Annotated in this window: 9 protein-coding genes; 5 read left to right on the top strand and 4 right to left on the bottom strand. The window is 57.0% G+C overall.

Annotation, left to right across the window (positions count from 1 at the left end; all coding sequences use genetic code 11):
- Window positions 1-143: 143 nt before the first annotated feature.
- The gene (locus KA369_15425) at window positions 144-632 is read right to left on the bottom strand and encodes a hypothetical protein (protein ID MBP7737370.1); all 489 of its coding nucleotides are present in this window, start codon (window positions 630-632) and stop codon (window positions 144-146) included.
- A gap of 224 nt (window positions 633-856) precedes the next feature.
- On the opposite strand from KA369_15425, the gene KA369_15420 reads away from it, so the two are divergent.
- The 5 genes from KA369_15420 to KA369_15400 all read left to right on the top strand — a co-directional run bounded on the left by KA369_15420 (window position 857) and on the right by KA369_15400 (window position 12849).
- Complete coding sequence (locus KA369_15420; protein ID MBP7737369.1) at window positions 857-4612, top strand: PAS domain S-box protein; 3756 nt, start codon at window positions 857-859, stop codon at window positions 4610-4612.
- Window positions 4613-4726: 114 nt separating this feature from the next.
- Window positions 4727-5470, top strand: a complete 744-nt coding sequence (locus KA369_15415; GenBank protein MBP7737368.1) for a ParA family protein — start codon at window positions 4727-4729, stop codon at window positions 5468-5470.
- A gap of 223 nt (window positions 5471-5693) precedes the next feature.
- A complete protein-coding gene (locus KA369_15410) occupies window positions 5694-7883 on the top strand; it encodes a PAS domain S-box protein (GenBank protein MBP7737367.1) in 2190 nt (729 codons plus the stop codon).
- Between the two features lie 51 nt (window positions 7884-7934).
- Complete coding sequence (locus KA369_15405; protein ID MBP7737366.1) at window positions 7935-10118, top strand: PAS domain S-box protein; 2184 nt, start codon at window positions 7935-7937, stop codon at window positions 10116-10118.
- Window positions 10119-10173: 55 nt separating this feature from the next.
- Window positions 10174-12849 (top strand): PAS domain S-box protein, encoded by a 2676-nt coding sequence (locus KA369_15400; GenBank protein ID MBP7737365.1) that lies wholly within the window; start codon window positions 10174-10176, stop codon window positions 12847-12849.
- 23 nt (window positions 12850-12872) lie between these two features.
- Here KA369_15400 and KA369_15395 read toward each other — a convergent pair whose 3' ends face one another.
- The 3 genes from KA369_15395 to KA369_15385 form a co-directional block, all read right to left on the bottom strand.
- Complete coding sequence (locus tag KA369_15395) at window positions 12873-14489, bottom strand: polysaccharide deacetylase family protein (GenBank protein ID MBP7737364.1); 1617 nt, start codon at window positions 14487-14489, stop codon at window positions 12873-12875.
- Window positions 14458-15021, bottom strand: a complete 564-nt coding sequence (locus KA369_15390; protein MBP7737363.1) for a hypothetical protein — start codon at window positions 15019-15021, stop codon at window positions 14458-14460. Before KA369_15390 ends, KA369_15395 begins: the two co-directional genes overlap by 32 nt.
- 66 nt (window positions 15022-15087) lie before the next feature.
- A complete protein-coding gene (locus KA369_15385) occupies window positions 15088-16131 on the bottom strand; it encodes an N-acetylneuraminate synthase family protein (GenBank protein MBP7737362.1) in 1044 nt (347 codons plus the stop codon).
- Window positions 16132-16269: the final 138 nt, after the last annotated feature.

Below are 16269 nucleotides of genomic sequence, written 5' to 3'. Positions count from 1 at the left end.
ACCTCGATCAAACATCCAGTATGGCAAACTTGTTGAATAACTGCATACAGTTATCGCTGATGCTCCCGCCGCCGAAGACGGCAGGGGCAGCTATCGATAATAATTAAGTAATGCGATTCGTCTATTAAATTTTTCAATCACAATCAGTTCTCGAACAACGGCCCCGAGGGCCCCAGGTGGCAGGAATAGCATCCGAAGCCGCGCCTGGTCGTTACGCTGAAGGACTTCTTGCCCAGGGCGACGGCCATGGCGGGCACCAGGCGGTCCAGCTTCAGCCTGGTCGTATCAGGATACTTTTGGAACTCCGGTCCCAGGGTCCAGTCGCCGCTGAGGCGGGGAAGATGAGCCGTGGGCATGTGGAAATCGCCGGTCGCAGCTCCCCTGCCGTGGCACAGGGCGCAGGTCACAACGGTATATTTCTTCGGGCGCCAGGCCCTGAACACCTCGGCCGCCTTCGGCATCACGGCATCTTTCATATGGGCCTTGCGCTGGTCCATATCCATCCGGTCCCAGGTGAGGCGTTTTCCATCGGGGCCGGCAGGTCCTACAGCCTTCGGGTAACAGCCCGGCAGCACTAGGATAGACAATATTAACACGCCTGCCACAACGAATAACCGATCATTGCCGCTCATAATTATCCCTCCATCAGCGTGGTTGATGCATATTTGGCGGCGAAATTGCAAAAAAATCAATCATAAAAAATAATCATTGAATTCGGGCTTCCGGCAATGGCAAAAAAAATGTTATTGCTTTTTCCATGACATGCGCTATTATTAATTCGTATAGATACTGTCTGCCCCCTGCTGCAGATGACAAATACTGCTTTTTCCGGTTTTTCAGTATTCGTAAAACGAATATGAATAAAAGGAAGACATTACTGCTGGTTGAAGATGAAGCCCTCATCGCTCTGAACGAGGCCAATGACCTCGCGAGGGAAGGTTATGACGCCATCATTGCCTATTCCGGCCAGGAAGCCGTTAACGAGATAAAAAAAGATCCGGGCTCCATCGATCTCGTTCTCATGGACATTGACCTTGGCCCCGGCATGGACGGAACGGAGGCGGCGAAAGAGATACAGAAGATACGCGACATCCCCATCGTTTTTCTATCCTCCCACATTGAAAAAGCAATAGTTGACAGAACAGAAGCCATAACCTCCTACGGGTACGTGGTTAAAAATACCGGCATCACAGTCCTTGCCGCGTCGATAAAAATGGCCTTCCGGCTCCACGAGGCGCACCTCAGCATCAGGGAAAAGAGCATGGAGATCGAGGCGGCCAACGAGGAATTGCGGATCACCATCGAGGAACTCGAAAGAACAAACGAGGAATTGACGCTGTCCCAGCGGGAATTGATGGAGCGTGAACAGGCAATAGCGGAAAGGGAAGCGATGTTTTCAGCCGCCTTTCGCAGCAATCCGGATCCCGTGGCCCTGACCGAAATTGGAACGGGAAGGATCATCGATCTCAACCCGGCCTTCGAGGCCTGGTCAGGATACTCCCGCGACGAGATAATCGGCAGAACCACCCGTGAGACGGGACTGTGGGCGCGCCAGGAGGACCGGGACGCCATGGTCAGCGAGCTTCATCTTCATGGCATGGTCAAAGACATGGACGTGCTGCTGCGCAACAGAAGCGGGGCTGTCCGCACGGCGCAATTCTCGGCGCAGACCATGAAGGTAGGGGGCGCACATGTGCTGTATACCCGCGTCCATGATGTTACCGATGCCCGTGTCATGGAAGCCGCCCTGCGTGAAAGCGAGGAGAAAAACCGCGCCATGCTGAACAGCATCCCGGACCTCATGTTCATGCTGGATTCCGATGGGGTCTTCATAGACTGGAAGGGGCCGGAAGAAACCCTCGCGATGAGCCCCGACCTGTTTATCGGAAAGAGCATCCGCGATGTCATGCCCGGAATCGCCGGCCTCGTCATGGAGAGGATACAGGCTCTCGGAACCGACCGCTCCCTGGAGATAATCGAGTACGACCTGGAGATGGGAGGGGAAATCCGCAGTTACGAGGCGCGCATGGTTCCGGCCGGGGAAGGCCGCGTCATGTCCATGGTCCGCGACATCACAGAAAGAAAAAGAACCGAGGCGGCCCTGCGCGCCAGGGACGAACAGATTCGCGTCATATTCGAGACATCCCAGGCCGGGATAATCCTGGTGAGCCCGGAAGGGAGAATCACCCTCGCAAACAGGAGCATGGCGGAAATGCTCCGATGCCCCATGGATGAACTGATCAATTCATTTTACCCCGACCACCTTCACCCGGACCAGCACGACGCGGGTGAAGATCTCATGCGGCAATTGATCCGCGGCGAGATCGACCAGGTCTATACCGAGAGGCATTACCTGAGAGCCGACGGGTCGGACTTCTGGGGCTACCTGGCGGGACGCCGCTACGAGGACCAGGACGGCAAGATCCTTTCCCTCATCGGAATAATCAACGACATAACGGGCCTGAGACAGGCCGAGGAACAGGCCGCCAGGAACATCAGTTTCCTTGAAAGACTCGAGAGCGTCGAAAAGATAATCCGCAGGGCCCGTGACCTTGAAACGATGATGATGGACCTGCTCGACACGGTGCGAGTGATGTTCGGCGCCGACCGGGCCTGGCTCCTGTATCCCTGCGATCCCGAATGGCCTTCTTTCCAGGTCAGAATGATCCGGACGAACGAGCGATTCGCCATCGACCTGAAGTCCGACGACAACCTGCCGATAACCGGCGATACCGCGGCCGTCTTCAGGGAGCTGCTCACGTCCGACGAAGTCATGGCCTTCGACCCGCGCACAAAGCGCAATTTACCCTACGGCCCCGAATTCGGCACCAGATCGCAGGTCTCGGTGGCCCTGTATCCCAAAATGAGCAAGCCCTGGGTATTCGGCCTTCACCAGTGCTCCCATGACCGGACCTGGACGGACGAGGAGCTTCGTCTTTTCAACGACATCGGACGTAGGATCGCCGACGGGTTGAGCTCCATGCTGCTGCTCCACACGCTCCGGGAGAACGAAGATCGCCTCCGCGCCCTCATCAACAACATGCCGGACATCGTATGCTTCAAGGACGGGTCCGGCCGATGGCTCGAGGCGAATGATTTCGACCTTCGCCTGTTCCAGATCGAGGGCGTGGACTATCACGGGAAGAAGGACTCGGAGCTGGCGGCCTTCAGCTCCTTCTACCGCGACGCCTTCCTGACCTGCGAGGGCACGGACGAGGAGGCGTGGAAAAAAGGGACGGTCAGCCGCGGCGACGAGACGATCCCGAGACCCGACGGGACCTCGATGGTCTTCGATATCATCAAGGTCCCCACCTTCAATCCCGACGGGAGCAGGAAGGGCCTTGTCGTGGTGGGCCGCGACATCACGGAGCGAAAGCGGATCGAGGAGGCCCTTGAGAAGCGCCTTGTCGCCATGACGAAACCCCTCGAAGATGCCGGGACGATTTCATTCGAGGAGCTGTTCAACATTGAGGACATTCAGCTTATCCAGGATCTCTTCTCCAGCGCCGCGGAGGTTGCATCGATCATTACCCACGTGGACGGAACGCCGATAACAACACCGAGCAACTTCTGCCGGTTGTGCAACGGAATAATACGCCAAACGGAAAAGGGGCTCGCCAATTGCTATCATTCCGACGCGATACTCGGCCGGTATCATCCCGAGGGGCCGGTCATCCAGCAGTGTTTGAGCGGCGGCCTGTGGGACGCCGGCGCGAGCATAACGGTGGGGGGCCATCATATAGCCAACTGGCTCATCGGTCAGGTCAGAAACGAGGCGCAGTCCGATGAGGCAATGCGCGGTTATGCCCGGGATATCGGCGTTGACGAGGAAGCATTCATGGAAGCCTTCCGCGAGGTCCCCACAATGTCCCGGGAAAGGTTCGAGGTGATCGCGCAAACTCTCTTCGTGCTGGCCAACCAGCTCTCGCTCAGGGCATACCAGAACGTGCAACAGGCCCGTTTTATCACGGAGCGCACGGCGGCCGAGGAAGAGCTCAAGAAAACCGCCATGGAAAAAAGCGTTCTCCTCGTGGAGCTGCAGCACCGGGTTAAAAACAACCTCGGCATAATCACGAGCCTCCTCAACCTTGAAATGGGCGCCCTGAACGACGAGAGGTCCCGCAAGGTGTTTCAAAGCGCCATATCGCGCATCCAGTCCATGTCGACGATTTACGAGCAGCTCTACCAGTCTTCCGGCATAGACCGCATCAACCTGAAGCATTACATAGAGGATATCACCAGGAAGATATACAACACCTACACGATCGTCCCCGGCCATGTCCGCCTCAAGCTCGATCTCGAAGATATCACGATCGATCTGAAGCGATCCGTCCCCATCGGGCTCATCCTGAACGAGCTGGTCACCAACTCACTCAAGTACGCCTACCCGGACGGACGCGAGGGCGACCTGCGCATCAACCTTGAGGCCGTCAACGGCTCCATCGGCATCACCGTATCGGACGATGGCGCTGGCCTCCCCGACAATTTCAGGATCAATGACATCCCGAGCATGGGTCTCCGTCTTGTGGAGATGCTGGTAGATCAGATAGACGGAACATTGACCATGGATTCCAACGCCGGCACAACGGTGCGAATAACCTGTCCGGCGTAGATCGTGGCCGTGTGCCCTCTTTGAGCCGCGACAATACCACCGTCCGGCATCCTTCCTTATTTTTATTCATTGACAAATCGGCCGCCCCTCCGGTAGGTTAAATGCGAGGTAACCATGAGAGTAATCGCCATTTCCAACAACAAGGGGGGCGTGGGTAAAACCACCAGCACCGTCAACATAGCCGCGGCCCTGCAGCTCAAGGGCATGAAGGTCCTGATCATCGACCTCGACCACCAGGCGCAGGCCACCTATCACCTGGGCTATAATCCGAAACAGATAAAAAAATCGATATTCCACGTGCTCAAGGGCGAGCTGCCATTCGAGGAGATACTGATCGACCGGAACGAGCTCCACCTCCTCCCGGCGAACCAGGAGCTGAAGGACATAGAATTCCTGCCCATCCCGGCCAAGGAGTTCCTCCTCCGCGACTGCCTTTCCGAAATGAACAGCTACGATTTCGTGCTCATCGACTGCCCGCCGTCGCTGGGCATTCTCACCCTCAACGCCATGGCCTATTCGAAGGAGATCCTCATCCCCCTCCAGGTGCAGTTCCTTCCATTCCACGGGATGTACAATCTCTTCGAGGCGGTGCAGGTCGTGAAGCGCCGCCTCAACAAGGAAATAGACGTGACCGGCATCATCGGCACCATGTACAACGCCAAGCGCGCCATAAACCGCGAGGTCATCGAGGAGACCGAGAACCGCCTTCCGGGCAAGCTCTTCGAGACCCTGATCAGGGAGAATGTCGCCCTCCAGGAAGCGCCCAGCTGGGGCAAGACGATCTTCGAATACAAACCGGGAAGCACCGGGGCGGATGATTACATGAAGCTCACCGAAGAGATCATGGATCGGGAGTGACGTGGAAGGATCGCTTTCCGCGCATCGCAGCCTCCGAAAACCCGCGCCACAGCCCCATCCCTGCGACAGTCTTCCCTCAGTATAAAACGCAACAGGCATAATAATACTCGTCATTGTTTGAATAGATGCATATATTCGAAGCATGGATAGGTAAGCTTCAGGCACGGATCATATATGTAGGGAATACCGGCGTCAGGCAGCCGGAACTGCAGGAGCGGATACTTTGGCCCGGGAACCAGATAGCAGAACAATCCTTCTTGTCGAAGACGAGATCCTCATCGCCCTCGAGGAGGAGAGAAAGATCAGGGGCTTCGGCTACGACGTGATCTTGAAGCACGGCTGCGACGAGGCCGTGGACGCCGCCGGCAATGATGCGGCCATCGACCTGGTCCTCATGGACATCGGGCTGGGCAACGGCGTCGATGGACCCGCGGCTGCCCGGCGGATCCTGGAAAAGCGGGAGGTCCCCGTCGTATTTCTCATCCCGCCGCACGACAGTGGAACGGCGGATAAGGCACGGGGCATTCCCTGTTACGGCTTCTTGGAAATAAATTCCGCCGCCCATATTCTTCAATCATCCATAGAAGGAGCCCTTGAATTATTCGACCTGCACCGGCAGGCGGAGCAAACAGCACAGCAGCGCGGCAAGGAGCTCCAGGCATTTTTCTCCCTGGCGGAAATCACAGAACGCGAGGGCATCACCATAGAGCACCTCTGCCGGGAATTTACAGCCATATTGCCCCAGGGCTGGCAGTATTCCGAAACCGCCTGCGCCAGAATCGTTCACGGAGACAGGGAATACCGGACAGGGAACTATGCGGAATGCCGGTGGAGACTGACGGCACCAATCAGGGTGAACGGAGCGGTTTCAGGGGCTGTAGAGATAGGTTATCTTACGGAGAAGCCGCCGGAAGACGAAGGGCCTTTCCTCAAAGAAGAGCGAATGCTCATCGACGCCGTCGCCCAGAGGCTGGGCCGCATCGTCGAGCGCATTGAAGTCGAGGAAAAACTGCGGGAAACTGAAAAGACCTTCAACCTCATCACCCGCAACATGACCGATGGAATCATAATGTTCGACATGGACCTCGGGGTAAAATATATTTCTTCCGCGGTTGTAGCGGGATCCGGATATACGCAGGAAGAGTTCAAGTCGCTCACTTTTGAACGTCAGTTCTCGGAAGAATCCTACCGGCGGCTCATGAAAGCCGTATCGGAAAACCTGACGACTGCCAATCTCGCCGACCCCGAACTATCCATATCCGTTCAGCTTGACCTGGAATTCATCCGCAAGGACGGGTCAACTTTCTGGAACAACATTACATACCGCCTCATCAGGGACGAAAAGGGAAGGCCAGAGGCGATTCTTGGCGTCGGGCGGGATATCACCGAGCGCGTCAACATGGAGGAAAAACTGCGGGAAAGCGAGGAGAAATTCCGCAGCATGGTGGAAACGACATCGGACTGGGTATGGTCCATCGACACCAGCGGCGTCCACACCTATTCAAACGGCGCCGTGGCGGAACTCGGGTACTCGACAGGCGAAGTGATCGGCACGGCCGCATTCCCCCTCATGCATCCCGATGACGCCCGCCTCTGGCGGAAGCTCCTTGCAGAGCATGCCGCCGCCGGGACAGGATGGCGAAAAGAGACGATCCGGTGGCTCCACAGGACAGGGACCGTCTATTACTATGAAAGCTCAGGCTCGCCGATACTGGATGCCGGCGGCGCAGTCATCGGGTTCCGCGGCATTGACCGGAACATCACCGAGCGCATAATTGCCGACGAGCAGATCAGGTCGCTTCTGGAGGAAAAGGAAATCCTCCTCAAGGAGGTGCACCATCGCATCAAGAACAACATAAGCGCCATGATGGCCATTCTGACGCTGCAGGCGGATACCCTGCGGGACCCCATCGCCGTCAAGGCGCTGAAGGATACCCGGGGCCGCATGCAGAGCATGTCCCTGCTCTATGACAGCCTGTACCGGGCCGACACCTTTCGCAGCATGCCGGTCGCCTATTATTTACCGGAGCTTCTGGATGAAATCGTTCAACTGTATCACTACGGCTCCGCCGTGCGGATTGATACCCGCATAGAGAATTTCACGGTGGGGACCAAAACCCTATCCTCGCTGGGCATCATCATAAACGAGCTTGTCACCAACGCCATGAAATACGCCTTTACCGGGAGGAAAGACGGAGTGATCACCGTCTCCGCTTCAAAGCGGGACGGCCGCGCGGCTTTTATCGTCGAAGACAACGGGATCGGCCTTCCGGAACCATTCGATATTGACACATCCACAAGCTTCGGCCTCAGGCTGGTGACCATGCTGGTGAGGCAGATAAACGGAGCCATTACCATTGACCGGGGAAAGGGAACACGTTTCACCATCGAGTTCGAGGAACCGGGACAATAAGAGCCGGAGGCGCAAACGGAATGCCATACCGCGTCACAAGGAGATCAGCACTTGACCGCTAACCGCAGAACAATCCTTCTTGTCGAAGACGAGATCCTCATCGCCCTCGAGGAGGAAAGGAAGCTCAGGACCTTCGGCTACGAGGTGATCGTGAAGCACGGCTGCGACGAGGCCGTGGACGCCGCCGCCGAAGAGGAGATCGACCTCGTCCTCGTCGATATCGACCTGGGCGGCGAGACGGGGGGGGCCGAGACAGCGCGGCGGATCCTCTCGGCCCGGGACATTCCCGTGATGTTCATCATCTCCCACGCCGCGCGGGACATGGTCGAGCGGATCCGCGCCATTACGCCCTATGGCTACGTCATAAAGAACTCCGGCGATTTCGTCCTCCGGTCATCCATCGACATGGCCTTAGAGCTCCACGGTGAAAGAAAAAAAAGCGAGGAATGCGAGAACAGATACAACGGCCTGCTGCTGAACCTTGACGCCGGCGTCGTCATCCACGGACCGGACACCGCCATAATCATGAACAATCCCAAGGCGTCGGAGCTGCTGGGATTGACCGTTGAGGAGATGAAAGGCATGCTGGCCAATGATCCCCGGTGGAGATTTGTCGCTGAAGACAGCACCCCGCTCCCCCTTAACGATTACCCGGTAAACCGCATCGCGTCTTCCGGCAACTCGCTGAAAAACCAGGTAATGGGTGTTTTGAAGACGGGTTCAGATGACACGACATGGCTCATTGTCAACGGATTTCCGGTGACGGACGCCGACGGCATCACGGCCGAGATCATCGTATCCTTCATCGACATCACCGAGCAGAAGCGCACCGAGGAAAACCTGAAATTCTCCGAGGAAAAGTTTCTAAAATCATTCATGATGAGCCCGGCCGCCCTCTGCATCGCGAGGCTGAAGGATTTTAAAATAATAGAAATCAACGATACCCTCATTAAAAGATCCGGGTTTTCCCGCGACGAGATAATCGACAAAACAGCCCCTGAATTGTTAATGTGGGACAATCCCGAGAACCGCCAGGAGGCCGTCCGGGCCCTTTTGACCGAAGGAAAAATCACCGGGAAAGAGTACGCCTTCCGAATGAGGGACAGGTCCATTATCATCGGAGAATACTCGGCGTTCATTGTCACCATCGGGGGCGAAAAGCACATCCTGGTGACGATCCTCGACATCACCGAGCGCAAGCGCGTGGAAAACGAACTCCGCCGGAGCGAAAAGCGCTTCAGGAACCTCTTCGAGACCATGGCCCAGGGCGTGGTGTACCAGGCGCCAGACGGATCCATCGTGGCGGCCAACCCCGCGGCGGAGCGCATCCTGGGCCTGTCACCGGAGGAGCTCCGGGGCCGCGCGTTTCTTGACGGCCGATGGCACGCCATAGGAGATGACGGATCCGACTTCCCCGACGAAGAGCACCCTTCCATGGTGGCCCTGCGCACCGGCCGCGAGGTCCGCGACACCGTCATGGGCATTTGCCACCCGATCACAAAGGAACAGCGGTGGCTCATCGTCAACGCGGTTCCCGAATTCCATGAGGGTGAAACAACCCCCTTCCAGGTCTACGCGACCTTCACGGACATCACGGAGCGCAAGCTTGCGGAGGAACGGATCCGGGCCCTCCTCTCCGAAAAGGAGCTTCTCCTCAGGGAGGTGCACCACCGGATCAAGAACAACATGAGCACCATGACGAGCCTCCTGTCGCTGCAGGCGGACATGCTCAAGGACCAGTCCGCCGTCAACGCCCTGCTGGAAGCCCGGAACCGAGTCCAGAGCATGTCCACCCTCTATGACTCCCTGTACCAGACGGAGAATATCCAGCAGATGTCCATCGGGTATTATCTGTCAACCCTGGTGGAAAGGATCATTTCACTGTTTCCCGCAGGCGCCGCGATGACAATCGAAAAGCGGATCGACAATTTCACAATGGACGTGAAAAAGCTGCTCCCCCTGGGCATCATCGTGAACGAGATTGTCACCAACGCCATGAAATACGCCTTTGCCGGCAGGAACAGCGGGGTGATTACCGTGTCAACTTCGATACAGGGGAAACGGGCGACCGTGATCATCGGGGACAACGGGATCGGCATACCCGAACCGGTCGACATAGATCATTCGACGGGCTTCGGGCTCATGCTGGTGGGCATACTGGCGAAGCAGATCGCCGGTACCATCAGGATCGAGCGGGGCGGGGGAACGAGGTTCGCCATAGAATTCAACGTGTGAGAGAAGCTGAATACATCGTCCTCCGGTAACACAATACTGAACAAGGGGGAAACAGATGGCTGAAACATACAAAACGATCCTCCTGGTCGAAGACGAGATTCTCATCGGAATGGAGACCGCGCAGATGCTGGAAGGCCACGGCTATGCCGTGGTAACCGCGAATTCCGGGACCCGCGCCATCGAAGCGGCGCACAACAATCCCGGCATCGACATCATCCTCATGGACATCGACCTGGGACGCGGCATGGACGGCACCGAGGCGGCCGCGGCGATCCTGCGCAAACATGACGTTCCCGTTCTCTTTGTCTCCTCCCACACCGAGATGGACATGGTGGAGCGGACCGAAAAGATCGCCTCCTACGGCTACGTGGTGAAGAACAGCGGCGACACCGTGCTGCTGGCGTCGATACGGATGGCCTTCCGCCTTCATGACGCTTACACGCGGATCAAGGGCCAGCGCGAAGAGCTGGAACACGCCAACCGGCGGATGGGTTCGGCCTTTGATGAAATTGAAGCGGCCAACGAAAAGCTGCTACATTCCCAGGAAGAAATAATAGAGGGCGAAAAGGCCCTGCGGGAAAGCGAGGAGCGGTTCCGGAGGCTCTTCGACACCATGGCCCAGGGCGTCGTGTACCAGTCCGCCGACGGCGCCATCGTGGCTGCAAATCCGGCCGCGGAGCGCATCCTCGGCCTTTCCCTCGACCAGATGCAGGGCCGCACCTCCACGGACCGGAGGTGGCGCGCCATTCGTGAAGACGGCACGGACTTCCCCGGAAGCGAGCACCCGGCCATGGTCGCCCTGCGTACCGGCAGCGAGATCAGGGATGTCATGATGGGCGTATATCATCCCGCCGCAGGCGAGACCCGGTGGCTTATCATCAACGCCGTTCCGGAATTCCGCATGGGCGAATCATCCCCGTACCAGGTGTATACGACACTAACCGACATCACGGAGCGCAAGCGGGCCGAGGAGGCGATTCAGGCAAACGAAGAGCTATTCCGTAAAGTCTTCGAAGACGGTTCGATCGGAATGGTCATGATAAACAATGACAAAAAATTCTTCACGGCCAATGCCGCATTTTGCTCCATGCTGGGATACACGCAGGAAGAGATGAACGCCAGGACATTTCTCGATGTCACCCATCCCGAGCACCGGAAGATCGACCGGATGAACGTCGAAAAGATGTGGAGGGGCGAAATCCCGTCCTACAGGACGGAGAAGCGTTACATCAAGAAAAACGGCGACGTATGCTGGGCGAACCTTTCCGCAACACTTATCCGGGGGAATGACGGGAAGCCTCTCTACGCCCTGGCGACGATCTACGATATCACGGAGCGCAAACAGTCCGAGGAGGCTCTTTCCGAGCTGAACCAGCGCCTTGAAGGCATCTTCGACAATGCCGTCACCGGCATTGTAACCCTTGACACGAACCGGGTGATCACCTCCTGCAACCCGGCCGCGGTCCGCATACTCGGCTATAGCCGTGAAGAGCTCATGGGTCAGAGCCTCAGGATGATTTACCGCTCCGATGAATATTTCCGCGAGGTGGGTGAACGCGCATACCCGGCGATCAGCGAGACGGGCCGTTTTACCGGAGAGGTGGAGATCATGCGCGCCGGCAAAGAGGCCAGAATTTGCGAGATATCCATAGGCCGGTTCCTTCGAAAAGGCGAAATCACGGGCATTGTAGGCGTGTTTCATGATATTACTGACCGCAAAAAGGCAATAGAGCTACTGCTGGAAAGCCGTGAATGGTTCCACGCCTTTATGGACAACAATCCGGCCATAGCCTGGGCCAAGGATGAGGATGGCCGGCATGTTTTCCTGAACCGGACCTACGAGGAGCGTTTCGGCGTATCATTGCCTGAGTGGAAAGGTAAAACAGATTTTGAGCTATGGCCCCGGGACATTGCGGAAACATTCTGGAAAAACGACCGGATCGTCCTAGCGGGCGGCGGGACGTTAGCTGTCGAAGAGGAAACGCCCGAACCTGACGGCACCCGCACCAACTGGTTGAACATAAAATTCACCTTCAGCGATCCGACAGGCAAGAAATTTGTAGGCGGAATCGGCATCGATATCACGGAGCGCAAGCGCGCGGAGGAGAAAATCCAGGCCCTCCTTGCGGAAAAGGAGCTCCTCATCAAGGAGGTGCACCACCGGATAAAAAACAACATGGCCGCCCTGACGAGCATACTGTCTCTTCAGGGGAAGATGTCAAGCGACCCGGCCACCGAGAAGGCCCTCAATGACGTCAAGAGCCGCATGCAGAGCATGGCCCTCCTCTACGAGAGGCTTTACCGGTCGGACAACGTGCGCGAGATGCCTATCGGGAACTATCTCCCGGACATGATCAACGAGATCGCGTCGATGTTTCACTCCAGGCCGGAGGTTGCCATCGAAAAGCACATAGACAATTTCATCCTTGACGCAAAAACAATGTCAGTCCTGGGACTCATCGTAAACGAGCTCATGACCAACGCGATGAAGCACGCCTTTGAGGGCAGGGATAGCGGGAACATCATCGTGGCCGCGGCACAGCAGGACGGCCATGCATCATTGATCATCGAGGACAACGGTATCGGCATCCCCGAGTCGGTTGATATTGACAATTCCCCGAGTTTTGGACTCAGGCTGGTGGGCATACTGACAAGGCAGCTCGACGGCACAATTACCATCGCCCGGAAGGGGGGCACCAGGTTCACCATCACGTTTCCCTTAACGGTTTGAACCGCTCCGGCGGCTCGCCCGCGCTAGAAATTTACCAGGACGTACTTCCTGATGACATGCTTGATCATCCCAATTTTACCGTTGACGAGCCCCAGGACACCGCGGTAGGTCTTCAGAGATTTCGAATTGATGCCATGATACTGGCTCTTCATTTTTGATAGATTGTGGCCGGTCTCCCGCGGCACCCTGGCGGCCAGGATGCCCGGGCCGGAGTACCGCCCCGCGCCGTCCCTGACGCCGCCTCCCTCACTTCCGGCGGAGCCTTCATCGATGGCGATCACCGAGGCGTGGCGCCTGTGAACAGGCCTGTCCGAGAACCGATCAAGGTCAAGGACATCGCGTTTAACAGAGCTTTCAACCCTCTGGATAGGGGGCACCATGAAGTTCTTTTTTTCTTCAACTACGATTATCGGTTTTTCTTTCTGCGGAGAGCTGACGTCGGCAGGGGATATCTTTTTATCTTTTTTCGCGGGCCCGGACACCATGGCGGTCCCGGCATCACCGGGCCGCTTTTTCGGTTTCTCCTTTGCTATCTTTGCGGGACTTCCCCGTTCGGGCCCCTTTATCTCCTGAGAAACGGCAGTATCAGGCCCTATGCCTGTCTTTTTTTCGATTTTTTTTTTAGCGCCGGCGTCTTTCGTCGGCTTGCTGTTCTTTTCCTGCTTCAAATCGGCCATGGCGGTCTTATCCATCCGCTCCGTGAGCCTCGCGGCGAGCTCCGCCGCGGGATCATGGCGTTCAGCCGGCGGACGGCTCATGGCGGCGACATCGGCCTTATCGGCGGAGGGCTCGTCCGCCGCGGCGACCTTGTAGGCGGTTTTGTGACGCGCGTTCTTCATCACGCTGTTGAAACAGTACTTCCAGTTTGTCCGGGTGACCATGTAGCGCGGAAGCTCGAAGGGCCGGTCACCGCCGGCTGCCAGGGGGATGTCGATCCTCCCGTTATTGATGGTGAAGGCGTGTCGGTACCCAGCCTCCTTGAGGGCCCTGATGGTCATGTCGTCCCTGAGGCCGAAGGGATATATATAGGCGGTTATCTTCCGGTTGAGCTTTTCCTCCAGCACTTTCTTGACCAGGAAAATCTCCTTCTTGAAATATGCCGGGTTTTTGTCATGGAGCTTTTTGTTCACCTTCAAATGAAAATAGCCGTGGGCCGCAATGTCGCACCCGTTTTTCGCCAGGTCCTGGAGCTGCTCCCAGGTGAGGGCGTAGTGCTTCTTGTTGATGATGATGTTCGGGTATATGCCGAGGAGGGGCCTGATACCGTTGGGCCTGAAGACCCGCCGGTGGGCCTCGTACACGCTTTTATTACCGTCGTCGACGGTGACGAGTATGTTCTTGGTGCCCGTTATCCTGCCGGCGATGACATCATTGATGGAAACGAACCTGAATCCTTCTTTCTTGAGCTGCGTGATCTGGGAATTCAGCTCGTCGATATTGAAGCTGAAGGGGTCCATTTTCTTTTTTTCGAGGAATGAATGGTAGCAGAGAACGCTGACTGCCGACTCCGCCCGCGCCTCGACGGTGAAGACCGCCGCGGCAAAAACCGCGATAAGCGCCGCCAGCGCCGGCACCGCGGCGCCGAGGCCTCTTTTCGCCCGGGAGCTGTTACGAGTTATAATCATTTTTCCAGATTTCATCGAATTCCTTGCGATACATCTCCTGCTTCGTTTTCCTGTCCAGGTCCTTTCTTTTCTTTTCAATGTTATTCATGTAATCCCGGTCCCTCTTCATCGCCTGTTTTTCCACCATGCCCGAGTAAAAATCGAGGGACGGCATGAGGTACTTGCTGATAAGGGTATAATTGTCCCATTGCCCGGAGGTGCGGTATTTCTCCATTCTCATGGCGGTCATCTTCCTGAGCCGGTACACCTTTTCGCTGTAGGCGATGAGGGTCGTGCTGTCCACCCCGTCCAGGGCCCGCGAGAGGTCTTTGTCGCCGGCCTTGAATTCCGTGTATCCCTTTGTTACCGGGAACACATAATCCAGGTCCAGGTTCGGGTTATAGCCGTAATCGAACTCTATCGACTTAGTGGTCTTTTCCAATATCTCCTTTTCCTGCTCCGTGTAAAAGTTGCTCCTCGGCACGGTGAAATCGAACATGTGATAATAGGTGGCGCACCGTGTCAGCAGGAGGCACATGCCGGCCACCATCGCTATCCTGATTTTCATTGATACCAACACTCCTTTTCGGTTAAACATGGCGGCCGAGAAACCGCTTCGCCGCCCGTCCCTCCGTCATGGGTCGAGCAGGTTTTCCCTGCGGATCAGGTGTTCCGCCGGGATGTCCACCCTGCTCTTTGCGCCCACGACGCTGGGTAATTCATACACCGGGATACCCACGCCCGGCCTGAGGGCCACGATGTCCTCTTCTTCAATGGTTTTTCCCGCAGCTATGAAGCGCCTTGCGAAAAGGCTCCGCCGGGCCCCCCGGGCGGTGTCGGCCTCTTCGCTGCCGTAGCCTATGGCGCCGCTTCCGGCCATGGCCACGGCGTTTTCCACGGATTCAATGATCCCGGCGAACTCCTCGGGCGTGCAGGATATATCTTTATCGGGGCAATCGTAAAATCTGTCAATAGTAAAATGCTTTTCGAAGATCCGCGCGCCCATGGCCGCGGCCAGCATCGGCGCCGCCGCCTCCCGGGTATGGTCAGAAAAGCCGACCGCCAGGCCGAAGCGCTTCGCCAGGGCCGGTATCCGCGCAAGGTTCACCTGCTCCGGCGGCGTCGGGTACAGGGAGACGCAGTGGAGAAGGAGCAGCTCGGCGCCGCCCGACCGGCGGAACAGGTCGACGGCCGTGGCGATCTCCTCCTCGGCGGCCATGCCGGTGGAGAGGATCGCGGGCTTTCCCGTTCCGGCAACGGCCCTCACCAGGGGAAGATTGGTCACCTCCGACGACGCCAGCTTGTAGAACGGCACGTCCAGGTCCTCCAGCAGCGCCAGGGATTCATCGTCAAACACCGAGGAGCAGAATATGACGCCCTCCTCCGCGGCCGTCTTCTGCAAATGACGGTACTGGTCGCGGTCAAAAACGAACTTCTTAAAAAAATCCACCAGGCCCGTGTCTCTCCGCCGCTCGACGCCGCCCTCCATCAGGTCCTTCGTATACACGGAGCTGAGCAGCTCAGGCACGAAGGTCTGGAACTTCACAGCGTCGGCGCCGGCCTTCGCTGCGGCCCGTATCATCGTGACTGCCATGTCCGGGCTCCCGTTATGGTTCAGGCCAATCTCCGCGATGTAGATCGCCCTTCTTCCACTTTTTATGATTGAATCAAGCATCATATGTTACCACGCAATGAGAGTCGATATTATTTTATCGACAAAATCATAGGAACCGCCAAGAAAAAAGCCCCGCGGCGTTATCCGGTAACGGCGCCTTCATCTTGTATATATAAATTATTATAACTTCAGCCCGGCGGG

It is taken from the genome of Spirochaetota bacterium (assembly GCA_017999915.1).
In the GTDB taxonomy this organism is placed as follows: Bacteria; Spirochaetota; UBA4802; order UBA4802; family UBA5550; genus RBG-16-49-21.
This window is presented reverse-complemented; position numbering and strand designations above follow the sequence as displayed.

Coding starts and splice junctions, on each gene's coding strand:
- KA369_15425 (MBP7737370.1), bottom strand. CDS start 632: ATGAGCGGCAATGATCGGTTATTCGTTGTGGCAGGCGTGTTAATATTG.
- KA369_15420 (MBP7737369.1), top strand. CDS start 857: ATGAATAAAAGGAAGACATTACTGCTGGTTGAAGATGAAGCCCTCATC.
- KA369_15415 (MBP7737368.1), top strand. CDS start 4,727: ATGAGAGTAATCGCCATTTCCAACAACAAGGGGGGCGTGGGTAAAACC.
- KA369_15400 (MBP7737365.1), top strand. CDS start 10,174: ATGGCTGAAACATACAAAACGATCCTCCTGGTCGAAGACGAGATTCTC.
- KA369_15395 (MBP7737364.1), bottom strand. CDS start 14,489: ATGAAATCTGGAAAAATGATTATAACTCGTAACAGCTCCCGGGCGAAA.
- KA369_15390 (MBP7737363.1), bottom strand. CDS start 15,021: ATGAAAATCAGGATAGCGATGGTGGCCGGCATGTGCCTCCTGCTGACA.
- KA369_15385 (MBP7737362.1), bottom strand. CDS start 16,131: ATGATGCTTGATTCAATCATAAAAAGTGGAAGAAGGGCGATCTACATC.